Annotated in this window: 16 protein-coding genes and 1 pseudogene; 7 read left to right on the top strand and 10 right to left on the bottom strand. The window is 71.3% G+C overall.

Annotated features, from left to right (window positions below):
* Nucleotides 1-88: 88 nt before the first annotated feature.
* Entirely contained in the window at nucleotides 89-3,163 is a 3,075-nt protein-coding gene (locus AMK16_RS24655; protein ID WP_073919439.1) for an AfsR/SARP family transcriptional regulator, read from the bottom strand.
* 132 nt (nucleotides 3,164-3,295) lie between these two features.
* On the opposite strand from AMK16_RS24655, the gene AMK16_RS24650 reads away from it, so the two are divergent.
* Nucleotides 3,296-4,582, top strand: coding sequence for an amidohydrolase family protein (locus AMK16_RS24650; protein WP_073919436.1), 1,287 nt, complete (start codon nucleotides 3,296-3,298; stop codon nucleotides 4,580-4,582).
* Nucleotides 4,583-4,712: 130 nt separating this feature from the next.
* Here the strand turns inward: AMK16_RS24650 and AMK16_RS24645 are convergent, their stop codons facing one another.
* The 7 genes and pseudogenes from AMK16_RS24645 to AMK16_RS36730 form a co-directional block, all read right to left on the bottom strand.
* Nucleotides 4,713-5,303, bottom strand: coding sequence for a hypothetical protein (locus AMK16_RS24645; RefSeq protein ID WP_073919434.1), 591 nt, complete (start codon nucleotides 5,301-5,303; stop codon nucleotides 4,713-4,715).
* The gene (locus tag AMK16_RS24640; RefSeq protein ID WP_073919431.1) at nucleotides 5,300-6,559 is read right to left on the bottom strand and encodes a DUF7224 domain-containing protein; all 1,260 of its coding nucleotides are present in this window, start codon (nucleotides 6,557-6,559) and stop codon (nucleotides 5,300-5,302) included. The genes AMK16_RS24645 and AMK16_RS24640 overlap by 4 nt, the downstream gene beginning before the upstream one ends.
* Before the next feature lie 3 nt (nucleotides 6,560-6,562).
* A complete protein-coding gene (locus AMK16_RS24635; RefSeq protein ID WP_073919428.1) occupies nucleotides 6,563-7,303 on the bottom strand; it encodes an ATP-binding cassette domain-containing protein in 741 nt (246 codons plus the stop codon).
* A 123-nt stretch (nucleotides 7,304-7,426) separates the two neighbouring features.
* Entirely contained in the window at nucleotides 7,427-7,846 is a 420-nt protein-coding gene (locus AMK16_RS24630; RefSeq protein ID WP_073919426.1) for a hypothetical protein, read from the bottom strand.
* An 86-nt stretch (nucleotides 7,847-7,932) separates the two neighbouring features.
* Nucleotides 7,933-8,355: a hypothetical protein gene (locus AMK16_RS24625; RefSeq protein WP_073919424.1), complete on the bottom strand. Its 423-nt coding sequence runs from the start codon at nucleotides 8,353-8,355 to the stop codon at nucleotides 7,933-7,935.
* 446 nt (nucleotides 8,356-8,801) lie between these two features.
* Nucleotides 8,802-9,113, bottom strand: a pseudogene (gene tpg, locus AMK16_RS37455) (telomere-protecting terminal protein Tpg); the annotation flags it as partial.
* Nucleotides 9,114-9,126: 13 nt separating this feature from the next.
* A complete protein-coding gene (locus tag AMK16_RS36730) occupies nucleotides 9,127-9,444 on the bottom strand; it encodes a hypothetical protein (RefSeq protein ID WP_199885556.1) in 318 nt (105 codons plus the stop codon).
* Here AMK16_RS36730 and AMK16_RS36725 point away from each other — a divergent pair.
* Entirely contained in the window at nucleotides 9,437-9,586 is a 150-nt protein-coding gene (locus AMK16_RS36725; protein ID WP_206780522.1) for a hypothetical protein, read from the top strand. The genes AMK16_RS36730 and AMK16_RS36725 overlap by 8 nt on opposite strands.
* 1,456 nt (nucleotides 9,587-11,042) lie before the next feature.
* Nucleotides 11,043-11,672, top strand: a complete 630-nt coding sequence (locus AMK16_RS24610) for a trypsin-like serine peptidase (protein ID WP_242438883.1) — start codon at nucleotides 11,043-11,045, stop codon at nucleotides 11,670-11,672.
* 38 nt (nucleotides 11,673-11,710) lie between these two features.
* On the opposite strand, the gene AMK16_RS24605 is transcribed toward AMK16_RS24610, so the two are convergent.
* A complete protein-coding gene (locus tag AMK16_RS24605) occupies nucleotides 11,711-12,151 on the bottom strand; it encodes an NUDIX hydrolase (protein WP_073919415.1) in 441 nt (146 codons plus the stop codon).
* A 1,562-nt stretch (nucleotides 12,152-13,713) separates the two neighbouring features.
* Between AMK16_RS24605 and AMK16_RS24600 the strand changes: the two genes are divergently transcribed.
* Complete coding sequence (locus AMK16_RS24600; protein WP_073919412.1) at nucleotides 13,714-14,529, top strand: L,D-transpeptidase family protein; 816 nt, start codon at nucleotides 13,714-13,716, stop codon at nucleotides 14,527-14,529.
* Here AMK16_RS24600 and AMK16_RS24590 read toward each other — a convergent pair.
* Nucleotides 14,501-15,283, bottom strand: coding sequence for a transmembrane-type terpene cyclase (locus AMK16_RS24590; protein ID WP_242438882.1), 783 nt, complete (start codon nucleotides 15,281-15,283; stop codon nucleotides 14,501-14,503). The genes AMK16_RS24600 and AMK16_RS24590 overlap by 29 nt on opposite strands.
* 441 nt (nucleotides 15,284-15,724) lie before the next feature.
* Between AMK16_RS24590 and AMK16_RS24585 the strand changes: the two genes are divergently transcribed.
* The 3 genes from AMK16_RS24585 (at nucleotide 15,725) to AMK16_RS24575 (ending at nucleotide 18,671) form a co-directional block, all read left to right on the top strand.
* Complete coding sequence (locus AMK16_RS24585; RefSeq protein WP_242438881.1) at nucleotides 15,725-16,633, top strand: LLM class F420-dependent oxidoreductase; 909 nt, start codon at nucleotides 15,725-15,727, stop codon at nucleotides 16,631-16,633.
* Between the two features lie 10 nt (nucleotides 16,634-16,643).
* Complete coding sequence (locus AMK16_RS24580) at nucleotides 16,644-17,429, top strand: SDR family NAD(P)-dependent oxidoreductase (protein WP_073919410.1); 786 nt, start codon at nucleotides 16,644-16,646, stop codon at nucleotides 17,427-17,429.
* A gap of 120 nt (nucleotides 17,430-17,549) precedes the next feature.
* Entirely contained in the window at nucleotides 17,550-18,671 is a 1,122-nt protein-coding gene (locus AMK16_RS24575; RefSeq protein WP_073919408.1) for an LLM class flavin-dependent oxidoreductase, read from the top strand.
* The last annotated feature ends 205 nt before the right edge of the window (nucleotides 18,672-18,876 follow it).

Here is an 18,876-nt window from a genome sequence, read left to right as displayed (position 1 = left end):
CCCCGGCGCACCGGGTCGATGTCCTTATGGTGCCGCGAGACGATAAACGAACGATGAACGCCTCGTTCATCGCGCACCCGGCCGGGGCTCAGGCGGCGATTTCCGTGGCCAGCAGGGCCCGGACCTCGGCCAGTTCCGACGATCCCAGCTGCGCGAACACCGTCTCCGCGTCCCGCCAGCACGCCCGCGCCCGGTCCGTCTGGCCCAGCCGCCGCAGCGCCTTCCCCAGCACGGTCAGCACCGTCGCCCGGCGCCACTCGCCGCCGATGCCGCGCAGCGCGATGGCCTGCTCGGCGTGCGAGGCGGCCAGCGTGGGACGGCGCGCCGCCAGATGGGCCTCGGCGAGCCGGAAGTGGGTCACGCCCTCCCACAGGCGCTGGCGGTTGTCGTGGAACAGCGACAGCGCCTCGGCGAGCTGCGACAGCGCCTCGCCGAGCCGGCCCGCCTGGGTGAGGGCGATGCCCAGCGCGTAGCGGCCGTTGGCCAGGCGCAGGGTCAGCCCCATCCGGTCGTAGATGGCGATGCCCTGCTGGGCGAGGTCGATGGCGCTGGTGAGGCGGCCCAGCTCCACGTGGATGCGGGAGAGGTTGCACAGCGCGCTGGCCTCGCCGACGTTGTTGCCGTCGGCGCGGAAGTTGTCGATCGCCTCCAGCAGGTAGCGCTCGCCGTCCGTGTGGCGCCCCTGGTAGAGGGCGATGATGCCGCGGTCGTTGGGGGCCCAGCAGCTGGGCAGCGGGTCGGCGGCCGCGCGGGCGAGCGCCATGGCCTGGCGGGCCTCGTCGTCGGCTTCCGTGAAGCGGCCCGTGAAGAGGTGGACCATGGTCAGGGTGGTGCGCGCCCGGCCCTCGGCGCGGGGGTCCTCGGCGGCCCGGGCCGCGTCGCGCAGTGCCATCGCGGCCGACTCGTACTGCTTGGAGTTGGCCCCCGACTCGGCGAGGTCCTTCGCCGCCCACAGCAGGTCGACCGCCCGGCGCAGGACGTTCGTCCCGCCGGTGCCTTCGCCGATGCTGTCGCCGGTGCCCGTGCTGTCGTCGGGGCCGGTGCCCGTGCTGTCGTCGGTGCGGGCGGCTGCCTGCCGGACGCAGGCCAGCAAGGGGTCGGCCTCCGCGTACAGCCAGTCCAGGGCGGCCCGCGGATCGGCGAAGGCCAGCCCCGGGTAGTGGGTGTCGGACAGGTGCGCGGGGAGCCGGTCGCCGGGGCGCTCCAGGGCGTAGACCCCGGAGGCGGTGGCCAGGTAGAAGTCCAGCAGCCGGTCCAGGGCCGCGCCGCGCCGGCTCGGCGGCTGCTCGTCGCGCTCCGCGCACGCACGCGCGTAGAGGCGTACGAGGTCGTGGAAGCGGTAGCGGCCGGGGGCGGCGGATTCGAGGAGGGAGCAGTCGACCAGGGCCTCCAGGAGGTCCTCCGTGTCGTGCTCGGCTAGGTCGAGCACGGCGGCCGCCGCGGCCAGCGAGATGTCGGGGCCGTCGGCGAGGCCCAGCAGGCGGAAGGCGCGCTGCTGGGCAGGCTCCAGCTGCCCGTAGCCGAGCTCGAAGGTGGCCTTGACGGCGAGGTCGCCGGCCTGGAGCTCGTCCAGGCGGCGGCGCTCGTCGGCGAGCTTCGCGGCGAGGACGGAGACGGTCCAGGTGCGGCGCGCGGCGAGGCGGGAGGCGGCGATGCGGATGGCGAGCGGCAGGAAGCCGCAGGCGCCGACCACGTCGAGTGCGGCCTGGCGTTCGGCTCCGACCCGCTCGGCCCCGACGATCCGGGTGAAGAGCTGGAGGGCCTCCTCGGGGCTCATCACGTCGAGGTCGACGAGATGGGCGCCGGCCAGACCCGCCATGCGGACGCGGCTGGTGACCAGGGCGGCGCAGCCGGCGGTGCCCGGCAGCAGCGGGCGCACCTGGGCGGCGTCGCGGGCGTTGTCGAGCAGGACCAGGACGCGGCGGCCGTCCAAGGTGGAACGGTAGAGCGCGGCGCGGTCGGCGGGGGAGTCCGGGATGGCGCTGTCGGGGGTGCCGAGGGCGCGCAGGAAGGAGCCGAGGACGGCCTCGGGTTCGGCGGAGCCGGCGCCGGTGCCCTGGAGGTCGACGTAGAGCTGGCCGTCGGGGAAGTAGGGACGGGCTGCGTGCGCGACGTGCACGGCGAGGGTGGTCTTGCCGACGCCGCCGATGCCGGCCAGCGCGGAGACGGCCATGACCTGGCCCTCGGCGCCGCCGGAGAGGATGGCGCCGAGCTCGTCGACGAAGCCGGCGCGTCCCGTGAAGTCGGGCACGGTAGCGGGGAGTTGTGCGGGGCGCACGTGGACGGCGGCGGCTGCCGGCGCCGGGTCCTCGGCGCGGGCCAGGTCCGCGTCGGCGTTGAGGATGCGCTGCTGGAGGGCGGAGAGCTCGGGGCGCGGATCGACGCCGAGCTCGTCGGCCAGGAGCCGGCGGGTGTCGGCGTAGACGGCGAGCGCCTCTGCCTGCCGGCCGCTGCGGTAGAGGGCGAGCATCAGCAGCTCGCGCAGGCGCTCGCGCAGGGGGTGGGCGGCGGTGAGGGCCGTGAGTTCGGAGACGGCCTCGGCGTGGTGGCCGACCTCCAGGTCGAGGTCGAGGCGGGTCTCCAGCAGCTGCAGGCGCCACTCGTCGAGCCGGGTGCGCTCGGTGGCGGCGGCGGGTCCGGGGACTCCGGCGAGGGACTCGCCGTCCCACAGGTCCAGGGCGCGGGCCAGCAGCGTACGGGCGAGGGCGCGGTCGCCGGCTGCCCGGGCGGCCTCGGCGTCGGCGGCGAGGCTGCGGGCGACCCCGAGGTCGAGGGTGGCGGCGCTGCGCAGGCGGATGGCGTAACCGCCGGACTCGGTGACGAGCATCCCGGCGTCGAGGACCTTGCGCAGGCGGGAGGCGTAGGTGCGGATGGTGGCCAGCGCCTGCTGCGGCGGGTCCTCGCCCCAGATGGCGTCGATGAGTTCGGGCGCGGTGGCGGTGCGGCCGTCGCGCAGCAGGAGCGTGGCGAGCAGGGCGCGCTGCTGGGGGGTGCCGGAGGGCAGCGCGTCGGCGCCGCGCCAGGCGCGGATGGGTCCGAGGACGGCGAAACGGGACCCGCCGGAGGCGGCCGGCGCGGGAGCGGACGCGCTCGCGCGCTCGGAGTGGCTCCGGGATGCCTCGGGGTGGTTTCGCGGGTGCGGGATGGCCGGTACGCCGTCCATCTGTCGTCCCCCCTGCCTTCCGTCGGTGTCGTGGTCAGTCTGCCCTGTCTTGCGCGTACACGTCAGCCTGTCACGGACCGATCGATCCGCAACTAGCTGACGATGCGTCAGATCAGCGCTACCGTAAGGGCCATGGAGACCTTCCCGAAGATCATCTCGGTTGACGACCACACGGTGGAGCCCCCTCACGTCTGGCGGGACCGGCTCCCGTCCAAGTACAAGGACACCGGCCCCCGGGTCGTCCGCGCCCCCTTGAAGGAAATGACCTTCCTCGGCGGCAAGTTCGCCCCCGTCATGGGGGCCAAGGGCGACGACGGCCCGATCGGGGACTGGTGGGTGTACGAGGACCTGCACCGGCCGCTCACCCGGCTCGACACGGCTGTCGGGTACGACCGCGACGAGATCAAACTGGAAGTCATCACCTACGAGCAGATGCGCCCGGGGTCCTTCTCGGTTCCCGAGCGGCTCGCGGACATGGACGTCAACCACGTCCAGTCCGCCCTCTGCTTCCCCACCTTCCCGCGCTTCTGCGGCCAGACCTTCACCGAGGCGACGGACCGCGAGCTGGGGCTGCTGTGCGTACGGGCCTACAACGACTGGATGGTGGAGGAGTGGTGCGGCCCGGACGCCCGCGGCCGGCTGATCCCCCTGACCCTCATACCGCTGTGGGACGCCCAGCTGGCCGCAGCCGAGGTCCGGCGCAACGCGGCGCGCGGCGTCCGCGCCGTCGCCTTCTCGGAGATACCCCCGCACCTGGGCCTGCCGTCCATCCACACCGACGCGTGGGACCCCTTCCTCCAGGCGTGCGACGAGACCGGCACGGTCATCGCCATGCACATCGGCTCCTCGTCCCGCATGCCGTCCACCTCGGCGGACGCCCCGCCGGCGGTCGGCTCCACCATCACCTTCGCCAACTGCTGCTTCTCGATGGTCGACTGGCTCATGAGCGGCAAGTTCGAGCGCTTCCCCGCCCTGAAAATCATGTACGCGGAAGGCCAGATCGGCTGGATCCCGTACATCCTGGAGCGCGCCGACGTGGTCTGGGAGGAGAACCGCGGTTGGGGCGGCGTGGCGGACAAGGTCCACCGCCCGCCGTCGGAACTCTTCGCGGAGCACGTCTTCGGCTGCTTCTTCGACGACGCCTTCGGCCTGAGGAACCTGGACGCGATCGGCGCGGGCAACGTCCTCTACGAAACGGACTACCCCCACTCGGACTCGACCTGGCCCAAATCCCGCGAGGTCGGCGAAGCCCAGATGGGCCACCTCCCCCCGGACACGGTGGACCGCATAGTCCGCGCCAACGCGATCGCCTTGCTGGAGCTGACGGGGACGGGGCTGTGGGCGGGGTCGGGGTCGGGGTCGGGGGGCGGATCGGGGTCGGGGTCGGAGGGTGGGAGCCGGGCGGGCGGCATCACGTGAGGTGAAAAGTGAGGCACGTTGATGTCCCGATCGCCGACCGCCTGCGAGGTCCGTAGAGTGCGGACAGGCCGCCCCAGGTTGAGTGGGGCGGCCCGTCTTGTTGGTTGTGTGGTCAGTGGAGGTCGGTCTGTTAGAGGGCGCCGCGTGGCGGCCTGAGGCTGCTGAACGTCGCCCCGGCAACCAGGACCGCGACGCCCGCCAGGAGAGCGGGCATGCTGAGTGCGGGGTGCAGGACGACGGCCCATGGCTGCGCTCCGCGGCCGCCGCTCTTCCATCCTCCGACGGCGAGGACCAGGGGTATGGCGGTGACGACGGGGGCTGCGATCCGGGCGCCGGTGAGGGGGTTCAGGATGAGCGCCAGGCCTAGGTAAAAAGCAGTGTTCCGGCCGATCGCCAGGGCCACGGCGTCGGCGCCCGCGAAGTGTCCGAGAACGGCCATGCTCAGGGCGAGGGTCGCGCAGGCGGCGGCGAGGGCGGTATCGAAGCGGTGGACGGCCCGCACAGCGACCGTTTCAGTGGCATCGCGGGCGCGGCCGGTGAAGGCGAGCCATGTCACGGCGGGGATGACGGTGATCAGCGCGGCGAGAAGGAACTGTCCGGCCCCGCCGACCATCGCGGGTACGGGGATGCGGCTTTGTCCGAATGCCAGGCCTGCGCCGGCCGTCACTACGGTGACGGCGGCGAGGGTGAGGACGTTGCGAGATGCGGCCCACCAGTTCACCGACCTGCTCCTTCAGGGTTCAGGCTCGGCTTCTGGTCGCAGCCTGTGAGCGCGGCCCGGTTTGTTTCGTACCAGGCGTGCTGACGGTCGGAGGGCAGCGTGAGAACCTTCTGGGCGAGTTTCGCGTCGTCGGGTGAGACGCGACCCTGGACCGCCGCAGGGGGAGCTTCGGTGGTTATGGCGGTCAACCATGCGGTGAGCGGTCCCCGGGCGGGGAACGCCGGGTACTTGTGGCTGGTTCGGGCGCACTCGGGGATGGGGGGCAGAAGTGTGTTGGTGAGGTTGGCAGCGATGTCCTGCTCGCGGACCCGGCCTTTGCCTCCGAAGCCGGCCTGTCCGGGCCTGAGGTCACTGTTTTGGGTGAGGGAGGCGAGCACGGGAAGCCCGGCGTCCTTCAGGCGGCCGCTGTAGGTGCGGGTGGTCGCCACGATCCGGGAGCGTCCCGGGGTCTCGGGCCACAGGCACACTTCCGGTACGCCGGCGTTGTCGCAGACCAGAGCGTCGGGGTTCCGGTCGGCTACCGGGTCATAGCCCATGTCCACTACCAGGAACACCGAGGCTACAGACGCGGCAACCAGGGCGGCCAAAGGCTTCCAGCGGCCGGCCTGGGCGATCGCGAGGAGGCATGCGGTGATGATCCCGCCTGTGAACAGGAGCGGCGCCCACACGGCCACGGGGTCGATGACCGATCCGACCGAGCAGCAGCTGTCGTAGGCGCCGGCGACCAGGTGGCGGGGCCACGGGGTGTCCCAGGATCCGGGGAACGCGGTCAGGCAGAACCCGGCGACCATTGCCAACGGTGCGGCCGCAAGGTGCGGAAGACGGCCGCCCAGGAGGTATCCGGCCAGCGTGGCGGCCGCCATCAGCAGTGCGTACACCACGAACATGCCCAGGTGGGAGAACGGCGGAAGTGTTCCCGCGGCCGAGACCGCGACACCGACCGCTATGAGCATCCCGGCAACGCCCATCGCCCACACCGGGACCAGCAGCGGTAGCGCGATGGCGAGCCGGCTGCGGGAAGGAGCCTGCCCGAACACATTGCCCCGGCGCAATCGTGAGCTTTCCCACGCTCCGCTCGCCGCGCACGCGGCGGCGGCGAAGGGGATCGTGTAGGAGGCGTTGCCGAGGGCGGACGGCCCGTAACCGGGGACGGTGCCCGTGGTGATCGGTTCCGACAGGAGCAGTAGGACGTAGCCGGCGAGGAAGACGAGCATGAATCCGGCGGAGGAGGACCGCAGGAGGGTGGCGGTACGCATCGGTCAGATCTCCCGTCCGACGAGCATCACGTAGGCGGCTTCTGCCTGCTCGCGTCCGCGTGTGGCGGACGGTGCCAGGGCGTGGAAGTCGGCGGGGCTGCCCTGGAAGCAGATCTTGCCGTGGGCGAGGACCGCCACGTGCGTATACAGGTCGGCGAGGTCTTCGGTCTGGTGGGTGGAGACGATCACTTGCACGCTGCCGGCGAGGTCGGCGAGGAGCTCACGGAACACCAGGCGCTGTGTGGGGTCGAGGCCGGCGGTCGGCTCGTCCATCAAGATCAGCTCGCTGCGGTGGGTCAGTGCCCCGGCGATCCCCATGCGGCGGAGCTGCCCTCCGGACACCTGGTGGCTCTTACGCTCCGCGAGGCGGGTGAGGTCGACGCGGCGCAGCGCGTCCTCGGACGCTTTCCACGCCAAGTCTTTCGGCATCCCCTTGAGCCATCCTGCGTAGGCGACCTGTTCGCGCACGGTCAGCCCGGGCATGGGGGTGATCTGCTGGGGGATCCACGCCACGCCTTTGCGATAGGAGGCCAGTTGGCGGCCCTTTGCGGTGCCTCCGTTGAAGGTGACCGATCCGGAGGAGGGGGGCAGGTGGGAGGCGGCGATGGCCATCAGTGTGGACTTGCCGGCTCCGTTCGGGCCGAGGAGGACGGTCGCCCGCGCGTCAATCCGGAGACTGAAGTCATGGAAAACGGGTGTCTTCCGCCCGTACCGAAACGAAACATGATCAAAAATCAGAGCCATGGAGGAACGCACAATCCGCCACCCCACCGCCAGTGGGATGGCTTTGGTTGTGGGACAGTGGACAGGAGAGGGTCCCGGTGCTGAATCCACCGGGACCCTCGTATTACTTGTTCAACAACGGTACTACCAGGCGACCTTCACGTAATCGACGGAGATTATCGTGCCGTGAGACACGTCCGTCAGCGCGAAGTAGTAGTTACCCGCGTCGTTCGGGTCGCCGTAGTCCACCCACCCGCAGTAGTTCGTCCGGGTCCCCTTGGAACGGTCTGGGGAGGCAGGGACGTCCTTCCACAACTGCAGCCCGGCGAAGTTGAAGCCGCCACCGCCGTCCGCCTCACAGCCCGAGAAGTAGATACCCGTGTAGTCCGAGGTGTCGTTGTTGTCCCACCAGCGGCGGGACTCGTTACCCGCGCGCCACCCGCTGATGTGCGACTCGAACTGACCCTCCGCCGTCACGCCGGCGTGCGCCGGAATCACCGACACCGCACTCAGCAGGGCGGCTCCGGCCATCGTCCCGGACCACGACTTCAAACCGATCTTCACTTGATCCCTCTTCCGTGTTTCCGGCGCCGCCTCTGCCGGGCGGCACCCTCGCGGGTCGGAAGTCCGACCCATGATCCGGATTGCGACTACCAGGCGACCTTGACGTAGTCGATGTTGATGTAGTCGCCGTTACCGACGTCCGTCAGCGCGAAGTAGTAGTTACCCGCGTCGTTCGGATCGCCGTAGTCAACCCACCCGCAGTAGTTTTTCCGAGTGCCCTTGCTGCGGTCCGGGGCGCTGGAGATGTCCTTCCACAGAGTCAGTGACGCGTAGTCGTAGCCGTAGCGGTCGTCATCCGACTTGCATCCCTGGAAGTAGATGCCGGTGTAGTCCGAGGTGTCGTTGTTATCCCACCAGCGGCGGGACTCCGTCGGAGCCGTCCACCACGAGATGTGAGACTCGAACTGGCCTTCCGCGGTGACGCCCGCGTTCGCTGGCGTGATGCCGCCGATCCCGAGGAGCGCAACACCTGCCATCAGAGCGGCCGCTTGCTTGCGCCGTGTACTCATCGATTTCTCCTTCCCTTGCTCATTAGCCCTGGTGAGGGCATGACGGAGGGAAGAGACGTTGTATGCGGCCTCCCCCCCGAGGCGAACTGAACGCTAACCGCGGAACACTCCATTCTGCGAAAAATTTTTCAGGTATGGCTCAAATGCGCACCCACCTCTACTCCGCAAGGACAAGCCACATCCCTAGATCATCACTCATTCCGCCCCTCCCAGCCCCTGTGCAGCTTTGGCCGAGACTGATTGCCTCCTGGAACCCGTCTGCACCGCCGCCGACGAGACCCAAGCCCTCGGGACTGGCCGACTTCAGCGAGAAAGGGCAGGCCAATTACCCGGCGACAGTACGGGCATCGGAACGTGCCTGGAGCGAGACGGTGCCCGTCCTCGGCTTCCGCCCCGATCGGGATGATCATCTCGACCACCAACGCGGTCGAGCCCTTGAACACTGGCTACCACTGCTCGACCAACGCTTGCGGGCATTTCCTCAACGAGACCGCCGCTCTCAAGCTGCCTCTACCGGGCCACGCTCGCCAAACGTGCCTCGGCTCACATCGACGGCGGCCGTGATCCTTGAAGTAGATCTCTTGGACGCCCTCGGCGGCGATGTCGAGGAGCTGCTGCTCGGTGGCGCCCTGTTTCTGGGCTTCGAAGAGGCGGGCGGCGTAGGCCGGGGGCAGGGCCTGGGAGAGGTGGCGCATGCGGTCGTCGTCGGTGGTGCCGGTGGCGGTGTAGCCGAAACGGGCGCGGGTTTCGATGAGGAGACTGCCGACGGTGTCAGACGATCACCGACGCGGCGGCCGGTCCTGTCGCCGGGTCGGCCGCATCTGGGCCATTGCCGGATGACACCACCACGGCGCCGGTCTCGTCGGCGTGGCAGGCGGCGTATGGGCGAAGCCCGGATGTGGCGCGCGCGTACAGCGAGTCCATCAAGGCGGTCGAGTCCGCGGCGCATGCCGTTATACGGCCGAACAACGCGAAGGCGACCCGCGGCACGATGCTCGGGGAGATCGGGAACACTCGGCGCAAGCTGAGCACCACGATCTCCACGACGAGCGGTGACCCCATCGCCCCGGTGGAGGCGATGATGCGCATGCTGTGGGTGGGGCAGACCTCACGCTACGGCGCCCAGAGCGCGACCGTGCCCGAGACCCTGGAAGCCGCCAGGGCGGGAGTCCACCTTGCCGCTGCCCGGGCGCAGTGGTTCTTCTCAGGAGCAGTGATCCGCACGCCCTGAGCTGGTGCTCCCTGGCACAGTCATCGGCCCCGCCCGCCACCTCCAATAGAGGCAGGGCCACGCGTGAGCGGATGCGGAAGCGCAGCTCCCAGGCCGCGTGGCGGATGTCCTCGGCCTGCTCGGTGTCGTCGAGCAGCCCAAGGAGCATCATCATGGCCCGCGGCTCGTTTTCGCTGATCAGCTTCAGGCGCGGCTCGGCGGCCCCGTCGAGGAGCACGTCCAGCAAGTCGTCGTCCATGCCCGGAACAACGCCGGAGCTGACCCGAGCCTTGAACCACCGCGAATTACCATACGGGGCGAGGATATTTCCGTCGTGGCCACAACTAGCTCTGCACCTGTTCCCGGACACCTTCCGCGAGACACGCAGAGAGAGATGATTGACCCGTTCGGTATCACATGGGACCGAAAGGCCCTTGTCAGGAAACCGTAGCGGGAGAAATGGGGGTCGTGGGCCTAGGGCCGCACCCTGTCGGGATCGGCGCTGAAGTCGTAACCCTTTCAGTAGATGAGGCTTGGAGAGGCAAAAGCGCATCCGCATCCAGTGCAAGCAACACGCGCTCACGGAGTCATCATGACTCCCACGGCCCGGGGGCGAATCCCCCGGCTTATCTGCGCTTCCTGCATCAGCAGCGCACTACTCATATCCGCAGGCGCCACCACAGCCGTAGGGAAGCCGCCGGGGCCGTCGTACTCGTTTGCCACGGCTCTCATGCAGTCTCTGCCAATCCAGCACCGGCTGCAGCAGTCGCCCTTTCCTTTGCCTTCCTGACCCAACAACCCGCTGCCGGTAGAGGGATAGGTAAGGGCCGTGGGCGACTTGTGACGTTTATGTCCAGCCCCGAGCGAGTGGTAGTCGCTGAGCTGAGAGCAAGTGTGTAGTGATCTGATGCGCCTCCCGACCCGGAGCGTGCTTGCCTATGAGCCCCTGACGGGAATGTGCCCGCCGAAGCGGGCAGTCGCCTCCCTGATGCCCTGTGTCTATGTCTTACAGCCGGCCCGTTCCTTTGGGGGGTTCCCGGCAGTCTTCGTATGTCCGGGGCGGGACGGGCGGTCAAGGGTGGCCGAAGGCCATCGCGAAGCGACGCGACCGCAGGGAGCGCCCTTGAGGGCCCGGCCCGACACGGAGAGACGATGAGACTGACGGGAAACCCCCAACCCACCCCTCCCAGCCCCGCCCCCGGCCTTGCACCCGCCCCCGTGCCCGGGGCATGCTTCGCCGGGGCAAAGCGGAGGGGTGATCATGCCGGTGGACAAGCGGACCCTGGTGACGGTGGTGCTGTGTGCTGCGGCGGCTCTGGGGGCTTCCGCCGCCGTGGCCGAGCTGGTGCCGCCGCCAGAGGGGGCTCCGCCCGCGCGGGCGAAGGCCGCGCCGACGGGTTCGCCGGCCGGGCCGTCGCGTTCGCAAGCGGCGAAGCCTCAGCCCTCCACCCCGCCCGGCGGTACGCTGCCGCCCGCCGTGACCCCCAAGCCCGGCGGCCCCGCCGCCTTCACCGGGGCCCTCTTCACGAACGGTCTGGACAGTGACCACTTCTGCACCGCCACCGTCGTGCACAGCCCCGGCCGCAACCTGATCGTCACCGCCGGGCACTGTCTGCTCGAAGGGGATCGCGGCGGCGGCACTGCCGTCTTCGCTCCTGCATACGCCAATGGCGTCGCCCCGTACGGCACCTGGAAGATCGAGGAGGTCTTCGAGGACGACCGGTGGGCCGAAGGGACCGACGACGACTACGACCTCGCCTTCGCCCGCCTGGCCCCCGACGCGAAGGGCCGGGGCGCCGAGGACGTGACGGGCGCGGCCGTACTGGACACCACCGGCCGCGCGGGCGAGGAGGTCACCGTCACCGGCTACCCCGCGGACCGCAAGGTTCCGCGTACCTGCACGGCGGTCGCCGTCCGCGAGAGCGCGACCCGGCAGCGCTTCGACTGCGCCGACTTCCCCGGCGGCACCAGCGGAAGCGCCTGGATCGCCAAAGACGGGAAGATCGTCGGCATCCTCACGGGCGGCGATACGGACGACGTGTCGACCAGCACCGTCCTCGGCGACTACGCGGCCTCGCTGTACGCGAAGGCGACCGCCAAGCGGTAGGAGCCGGGCGCGCCGCGCCCGGCGCGTGCTGCGCCTGCCTACGCCAGCAGCCCCAAGTGCACCGGCTCCACCGGGGCGTTCGCCAGGAGGTCCGGCAGGCGCGGTGGCCACAGGGGCTCGCCGAGGGTGGCCAGGCGTTGCGGGGAGAGCCACTGCCAGTGGATGCCGGGGTACTCCAGCACGGGCTCGCGGCGGGGGCCGGTGGTGAGGTAGATGTGCTCGTGCTGGCGGACCGGGATCCCCTGGTGCGTGAAGTCGTGCTCCCAGGTGCACAGCAGCCGCCCGGGGTCCAGGTCGGTCCATCCCGTCTCCTCGCGCAGCTCGCGCCGGACGCAATCCTCGGGGCTCTCGCCGGGGTCCATGCCGCCGCCGGGCGGCAACCAGTGGATGCCCACCTCGACGTTGTTCTCGCGGAAGAGGAACACCGATCCGGAAGGGGACACGATGACAACGCGCGCTGCGTGACGTGGAGTTCGCATCGACTCAGCGTACGCCGGTGATCCCCGCCGGGGGATGGCCCGCACCTGGCCTTTCGCCGGGGGCCGGGAGCCGGGGGCAGGTCCCGGGGGCCGGGTCGGGCTCGCCTCCGGTGCCTGGCCCTCCGGTGCCTGGCCCCCGGCGCCCGGCTCCGGCACCTGGCGACCGCCGCCGCCACCCCTCGCCTCCGGCGCCTGGCCCCCGGCGCCCTGGCCCTCCGGTGCCTGCCCCCCCCCGGCGCCCGGCGCCCTGGCCCTCCGGTGCCTGCCCCCCCGGCGCCCGGCGCCCTGGCCCCCGGCGACCGCCGCCGCCACCCGCCGCCACTCGCAACCGTCCGTAGCCCGTCCCTGCTCTCGCACCCCGCACCCGCACCCCGCACCCTCGCCCGCCGCACCCCGCACGCGCACCCTCGCACCCCGCACGCGCACCCTCGCCCGCCGCACCCTCGCCCGCCGCACCTCGCCCGCCGCACCTCGCCCGCCGCACCCCCGCACCCCGCACCCTCGCCCGCCGCCCGCTACCGGCCACAGGCCGCCCGCCCCGGGCCGCCGCCCCGCGCCGCCGTCAGCGAGAGTCGGGCCGTGTGGGCCGCCGGGGGGATCGGTCGGCCGTCGTGCCGATCGCCGTCGTCACCGCATGGCGCGCTGCCCGCCAACGGCGAGCCCGGGCGGGGGAGGAGCCCCCTCACGGCCTCCGGTTGAACATGCCGTCGCGGGGGTCGACCGGTCGGGAACGGGGGCAGCGTCCAGCGGTGGTTCGCCGCCGACATGGTGCGCGAGTGGCCCCCGTACGTGTTGCGCACACGGTCCGGCCGCCGACCGGCCGCCGACCGGCCGCCGGTCGGCGGCCAGGGACCACTCTGGCCGGTCACCCGCCGCCGGAGCAGGGCCCGGATCCTCCGGATCCGGGCCCGCACTGCGTCGTCGCCGACACCCGCGAACACCTCATCGAGTCGCTATTGCTACTGCCGCTGCTGTTCGCGGTCCCGGATGCCAGGCCGGCATCGGCTCGCCCACAGCCCGCCACCGGCTGGCGGCGCCCGAGCCGGCAACCGGACCCGACGGCGAGCCCCGGACCGCCACCAGGGCCACGCCGGAACACGGCCTCGCTCCACCCGCCGTGACGGGTAATCGGACACTGACGGACACCACCGGAGCACCTCGTCCGGATCCCGCCGGGCCATGCCGTACGTCACAACCGACCAGCGGCCCGATCCACCCGGTCGCCGGCACCAGCACGACCACCACCGTGTGGGAACCCATGGGGTCGAACACCGGGCCGCCGGCCGACGCGGCGGATGTGCCGCGGCTCCCGCGGCCCTTCGGCGACGTGTCGGACCGAGCCACACCGCAGGTGAGGGCGCCGCGCCGAACCTCTCCACCGTCGCTCCCGGTCGCCCCCGGCGGCCCCCATCTCCCGCGCTCGCGGGCGCCGGCCCGGCGGCCTGCGTCAACCCGGCGCCGGACGGCGGCCTGACCGTACCCCTCCGCTTTTCCGCCGCGGACACCCGGCACCAGACCGGCGCTCAGCCGGACTGAAGACCGGCTGCTGTACGGTCGCTTCAATGAGCAAGCACGCCCGAGCCCGCTCCCGCACGCCCCGTACGTCCGCTCGCACGTCCGCGCGGCCCACGCGTCGTGTGGCCCTCGCCGCCACCCTCGGCCTGCTGACCTTCACGGCCGGCTGGGTGTACGTCGTCGACGAGAAGGCCTCCGGTACGGCGGCGCAGGCCCGGGCGGACTCCCGGCCGCCGGCCGCCGCCCGCGCCGCGCGCGATGCGCGGCGCGACGACCTCCAGGGCCTGCCCGGCATCAGTGAGCAGACGCGGGCGAAGATCCCGGCCGAATCCCGCCAGCTCATCCTGGTCACGGGCAAGGCGGCGGATTCCTCGGAGTCCACCGCCACGCTCTACACCCGGCCCGCCCCCGGAGCCGATTGGGTCCGGGCCGAGAGCTGGCCCGCGCGCAACGGCGCGAAGGGGTGGTCCACGGAGCGCACCTACGGGGACCTCACCTCCCCTCAGGGCGTCTTCGCGCTCACCGACGCGGGCGGTCTGCTGCCGAAGCCGCCCGGCACCCGCTTCCCGTACGACAAGGACCCCGCCTTCGTCGCCGGCGGGCGCGGGGTGAACGGCGAGTCCCTGGCCGGTTCCTTCGACTATGTCGTCGCCATCGACTTCAACCGCACGCCCGGCACCTCGCCGCTGGACCCGACGAAGCCGGAGGGCGAGGAGAAGGGCGGCAACATCTGGCTCCACGTGGACCACGACGGCCCCTCGCAGGGCTGCGTCGGCATCCCCAAGGAAGCGATGAAGAAGGTCCTGGAGACCCTCGACCCGGCGGCGAAGCCGGTCATCGTGATGGGTCCGGAGGGCTTCTGACGGGGGCCGGCGCCCCGCCCCCTCCACCGGCCTCGCCCCCTCCACCGGCCCCGCCCCCTCCACCGGCCCCGTCCGTGCCCCCGCTCCCGCCCCCGGCCCGGTTCCCGCTCCCGTCCGCGCCGCCGGAGCGTTCCAGGTCGCGACCCAGGCCCCGGCCCCCGGCCAGCAGCAGTCCGATGTAGACGAGATCGAAGACGCTGCACAGGACCCCGAGTCCGAGAATGAAGGGCGACTCCCCCAGCACTCCGAACAGCACCGTCGGCGCCAGCGTGCCCAGCCATTTGGCGACGGCGAGGGACAGCGACTGCCCGCGCGCTCCCCGCCGGGCCGCGTACATGCCGATGAACAGGCCGGACATCAGCAGGTTCTGCAGGAAGGCCGAGTAGCGGCTGGCGTCGTGCGCCCCGAAGTGGGCCAGGAACAGTCCCTGCACCGCGAACCCGGTGCCGAGCAGCAGCGCGGACCAGGCGGCGAAGAGCGGACGGGTCACGAACGACGGCAGCTCGGCCCGCCCGAAGCGCAGGTAGGTGGAGATGATCAGCACGTCGGCGGCCGCCCACACCACGTTCACCACGCCCTGGACGGAGAAGCCGGCCGTCACCTCGCGGACGGCGTAGAGCGATTCCCAGGCGAAGTTCAGCGCGAGCGCGGCGACCGGCATGGCGTACGTCCGGTCGCGCAGCCCGACGCGCACCGCCTCCACGTACACGACCGTCCAGGCGAGCCCGCTGATCAGCGTGAGCGTCAGGTCCATCCGCGCAGGCTAGCGACCGGCCGGGGAGCCGCCCACCCCCCGGACCCACCGGGATCCCCCTCGCTGCGGCGTCCCTTCGCCGGGACCCCGCATGGTGTCCCGCCCCTTGCCTGACGTACCGTCAGCTACGACGATGGCCCGGCACCGCTACGACGAACCGGGGGCGGGCCGACACCCAGCCCGGGGGCGCTCCCCGACCCCGGCAGACGAACCGCCCCGGCGAGTCGCCCTCCGGCACCGCCACACGGCATCGGCACCGCCAATATGCACCGCCGCACGGCACCGGCAACACGGCGCCGGCACCGCCCCACGGCACCGGCAACACAGGACCGGCACCCCCGCACGGCACCGGCAACACGGCACCGGCACACACATCGGCAGGCGAAAGCGAGGCGGACCCGTATGGCGCGCGTCTTTCCCGAAGGTCGGCTGGTTTACGGGATGCAGCTCCCGGTCCAGTCCCAGAGCACCATCTACGCCGAACCATGGGAGGCCTCGGGCGGCCCCGCCGATCTCGCCGAGATCGCCCGTACGGCCGACCGGGCCGGCTTCGGGTACGTCGCCACCTGCGACCACGTGGCGATCCCGCGGCGCCTCGCCGGCCCCATGAGCACGGTCTGGTACGACCCCGTGGCCACCCTGTCCTTCCTCGCCGGCACCACCGAACACGTGCGGCTGCTCAGCCACGTGGCCGTCCTCGGGCTGCGCCACCCGCTGATCAGCGCCAAGCAGTACGCCACGGTCGACCACCTCTCCGGCGGCCGGCTGGTCCTCGGCGTCGGTGCCGGGCACGTCCAGGAGGAGTTCGAGGTCCTCGGTGTGGACTTCGCCCGCCGCGGGGCCGTGCTCGACGAGACCCTCGACGCGCTGCGTGCGGCCCTCGGGCCCGAGGAGTACCCGGAGCACGAGGGGGAACTGTTCTCCTTCAAGGACCTCGGCCAGCTGCCCAGGCCCGTACAGGAGCGGATCCCCGTCTGGGTGGGCGGCTCCTCGCCCGCCGGCCTGCGCCGCGCGGCCCTGCGCGGGGACGGTTGGCTGCCGCAGGGCGACCCGCGCCACGAGCTCGCCGGGCAGATCACCCGCCTCCGGGAGCTGCGCGCCGCGGCCGGGATCGAGGAGCCGCTGGAGATCGGCGCGATCACCGAGCCGCTGTACGTCGGCGAGCCGGGCTGGGACACCGGCCGCCGCGCCCTCACCGGCAAGGCGGAGGTGCTCGCCGGGTCCCTGCGCGCGTACAAGGCGCTCGGCGTCGACCAGATCCAGGTCCGCTTCCGCAGTCGCGACCGGGCCGAACTCGTGGACCAGATGGCCGCTTTCGGGGCCGAGGTGGCCCCGCTTCTCAACGACTAGGAGCACGGGCATGGGCAAGCTGGACGGACGCGTGGTGATCATCACGGGCGCGGCACGCGGGCAGGGCGAGCAGGAGGCGCGCCTCTTCGCCGCCGAGGGCGCCCGGGTGCTCCTCGGTGACGTGCTGGACGAGCAGGGCGTCGCGGTGGCGAAGGAGATCGGCGAGGACCGCGCCCGGTACGTGCGGCTCGACGTGAGCCGCGAGGAGGACTGGGCGGCCGCGATCTCCGCGGCCAAGGAGGCGTTCGGGCCCGTCGACGGGCTGGTCAACAACGCGGGCATCCTGCGCTTCAACGAGCTGACCGCGACCCCGCTGGAGGAGTTCCAGCAGGTGGTCCAGGTCAACCAGGTGGGCGCCTTCCTCGGCATCAAGTCGGTGGCCCCCGAGATCGAGGCGGCCGGCGGCGGCACCATCGTCAACACCTCCTCCTACACGGGGCTGACGGGCATGGCGTACGTGGGCACCTACGCCGCCACCAAGGCGGCGATCCTCGGGCTGACCCGGGTGGCCGCGCTGGAGCTGGCGGCCAAGGGGATCCGGGTCAACGCGATGTGTCCGGGCGCGGTGGACACCCCGATGGCCAATCCCGGGCTGCTGGATCCGGCCGGGATCACGGACGAGGCCAGGGAGGCGATGGCCGAGCTGTACAGGCGGGTCGTGCCGATGGGGCGGGTGGGGCGGCCGGAGGAGATCGCCAGGCTGGCGCTCTTCCTGACCGGCGAGGACTCCTCCTACATCACCGGCCAGCCGTTCGTGATCGACGGCGGCTGGATGGCGGGCGTCAGCATCCTCTGACCCGATCTGATGACGCGTCAGGTGGTACCGCTCCGGGGCTTGACGCTCGCGGTCCGGCGGTGGAACAGTCGGGACATCGAATCTGACGGAACGTCAGAAATAGAAGGACGGTGAATCCCCTTGGAATTCGGGCTCTTTGTGCAGGGATACGTGGCCGAGTCTCGGTCCAAGGTCGACCCCGAGGCAGAGCACAAGGCGCTGATCGAGGAGACCGAGTACGTCATCCAGGCCGACAGGTCGGGCTTCAAGTACGCCTGGGCCTCCGAGCACCACTTCCTGGAGGAGTACTCGCACCTGTCGGCGAACGAGGTCTTCCTCGGCTACCTCGCGCACGCCACCGAGCGCATCCACCTCGGCTCCGGCATCTTCAACCCGCTCGCCCCGGTGAACCACCCGGTCAAGGTGGCCGAGAAGGTCGCCATGCTGGACCACCTCTCCAAGGGCCGCTTCGAATTCGGCACCGGTCGCGGCGCCGGCAGCCACGAGATCCTCGGGTTCCTGCCCGGCATCGAGGACATGAACGGCACCAAGGAGATCTGGGAGGAGACCATCGCCGAGTTCCCCAAGATGTTCCTCCAGGAGGAGTACGAAGGGTTCCAGGGCAAACACTGGTCGCTGCCGCCCCGCAAGATCTTCCCCAAGCCGTACGGCAAGGCGCACCCGGCCATGTGGTACGCCGCGGGCTCGCCCTCCTCGTACGCGATGGCGGCGAAGAAAGGGCTCGGGGTCCTCGGCTTCAGCGTCCAGAAGGTCGCGGACATGGAGTGGGTCCTCGAGCAGTACAAGACGGCGATCCAGGAGGCGAAGGCGATCGGCGCCTTCGTCAACGACAACGTCATGGTCACCTCGACCGCGATCTGTGCCGAGACGCACGACAAGGCAGTCGAGATCGCCGTCAACGCCAACCTGAACCGCTTCCAGTCGCTGGTCTTCCGCTACCACGACACCTTCCCGCGGCCGGAGGCGATCCCGCAGTGGCCGGAGCTGCTGCCGGAGTACAACGCGGAGATCATCGAGCTGCTGATCGCCGAGGAGCTGATGATCTGCGGGGACCCGTCGGAGGTGCGGGCCCAGTGCGAGCGGTGGGAACGGGCGGGCGCCGACCAGCTCTCCTTCGGCCTGCCGACGGGGGTGTCGTACGAGGACACGATGACCACGATCAGGTTGATCGGCGAGCACGTGATCCCGCACATCGACACGGACCCGGTCCACCGAACGACGCGCTTCCGCGAAGCCGCCTGACCTCCGGTCCGGACCGCCCGGATCGCATGGATCGCACGGACCGTGCGGACCGTACGGCTCCCCGTGCGGGAGCGGCGTCTTCCCGGACCGCCGCGTCCGCAGGGGGTACGGGGTCCCGCGGGACCCGGCGCCGACGGCCGGAGCGCGCGGCAGCGGCCTGCCGTCCGCTCCGGCCGCCCGTCCCCGCGGGCCACACAGCCGGTCC

Origin of the sequence: Streptomyces sp. CB00455 (genome assembly GCF_001905445.1) — a bacterium.
Taxonomy (GTDB): domain Bacteria; phylum Actinomycetota; class Actinomycetes; order Streptomycetales; family Streptomycetaceae; genus Streptomyces.
The sequence above is the reverse complement of the archived record's forward strand: the minus strand, read 5'-3'. Positions and strand labels throughout refer to the sequence as shown.

Bases quoted from the DNA above. Each gene is read 5' to 3' on its own strand.
- AMK16_RS24605 (WP_073919415.1), bottom strand. From the start codon at position 12,151: ATGCGAACTCCACGTCACGCAGCGCGCGTTGTCATCGTGTCCCCTTCC.
- AMK16_RS24600 (WP_073919412.1), top strand. From the start codon at position 13,714: ATGAGCAAGCACGCCCGAGCCCGCTCCCGCACGCCCCGTACGTCCGCT.
- AMK16_RS24580 (WP_073919410.1), top strand. From the start codon at position 16,644: ATGGGCAAGCTGGACGGACGCGTGGTGATCATCACGGGCGCGGCACGC.
- AMK16_RS24625 (WP_073919424.1), bottom strand. From the start codon at position 8,355: ATGAGTACACGGCGCAAGCAAGCGGCCGCTCTGATGGCAGGTGTTGCG.
- AMK16_RS36730 (WP_199885556.1), bottom strand. From the start codon at position 9,444: ATGCGCATCATCGCCTCCACCGGGGCGATGGGGTCACCGCTCGTCGTG.
- AMK16_RS24590 (WP_242438882.1), bottom strand. From the start codon at position 15,283: ATGGACCTGACGCTCACGCTGATCAGCGGGCTCGCCTGGACGGTCGTG.
- AMK16_RS24640 (WP_073919431.1), bottom strand. From the start codon at position 6,559: ATGCGTACCGCCACCCTCCTGCGGTCCTCCTCCGCCGGATTCATGCTC.
- AMK16_RS24635 (WP_073919428.1), bottom strand. From the start codon at position 7,303: ATGGCTCTGATTTTTGATCATGTTTCGTTTCGGTACGGGCGGAAGACA.
- AMK16_RS24655 (WP_073919439.1), bottom strand. From the start codon at position 3,163: ATGGACGGCGTACCGGCCATCCCGCACCCGCGAAACCACCCCGAGGCA.
- AMK16_RS24585 (WP_242438881.1), top strand. From the start codon at position 15,725: ATGCAGCTCCCGGTCCAGTCCCAGAGCACCATCTACGCCGAACCATGG.
- AMK16_RS24650 (WP_073919436.1), top strand. From the start codon at position 3,296: ATGGAGACCTTCCCGAAGATCATCTCGGTTGACGACCACACGGTGGAG.
- AMK16_RS36725 (WP_206780522.1), top strand. From the start codon at position 9,437: ATGCGCATGCTGTGGGTGGGGCAGACCTCACGCTACGGCGCCCAGAGC.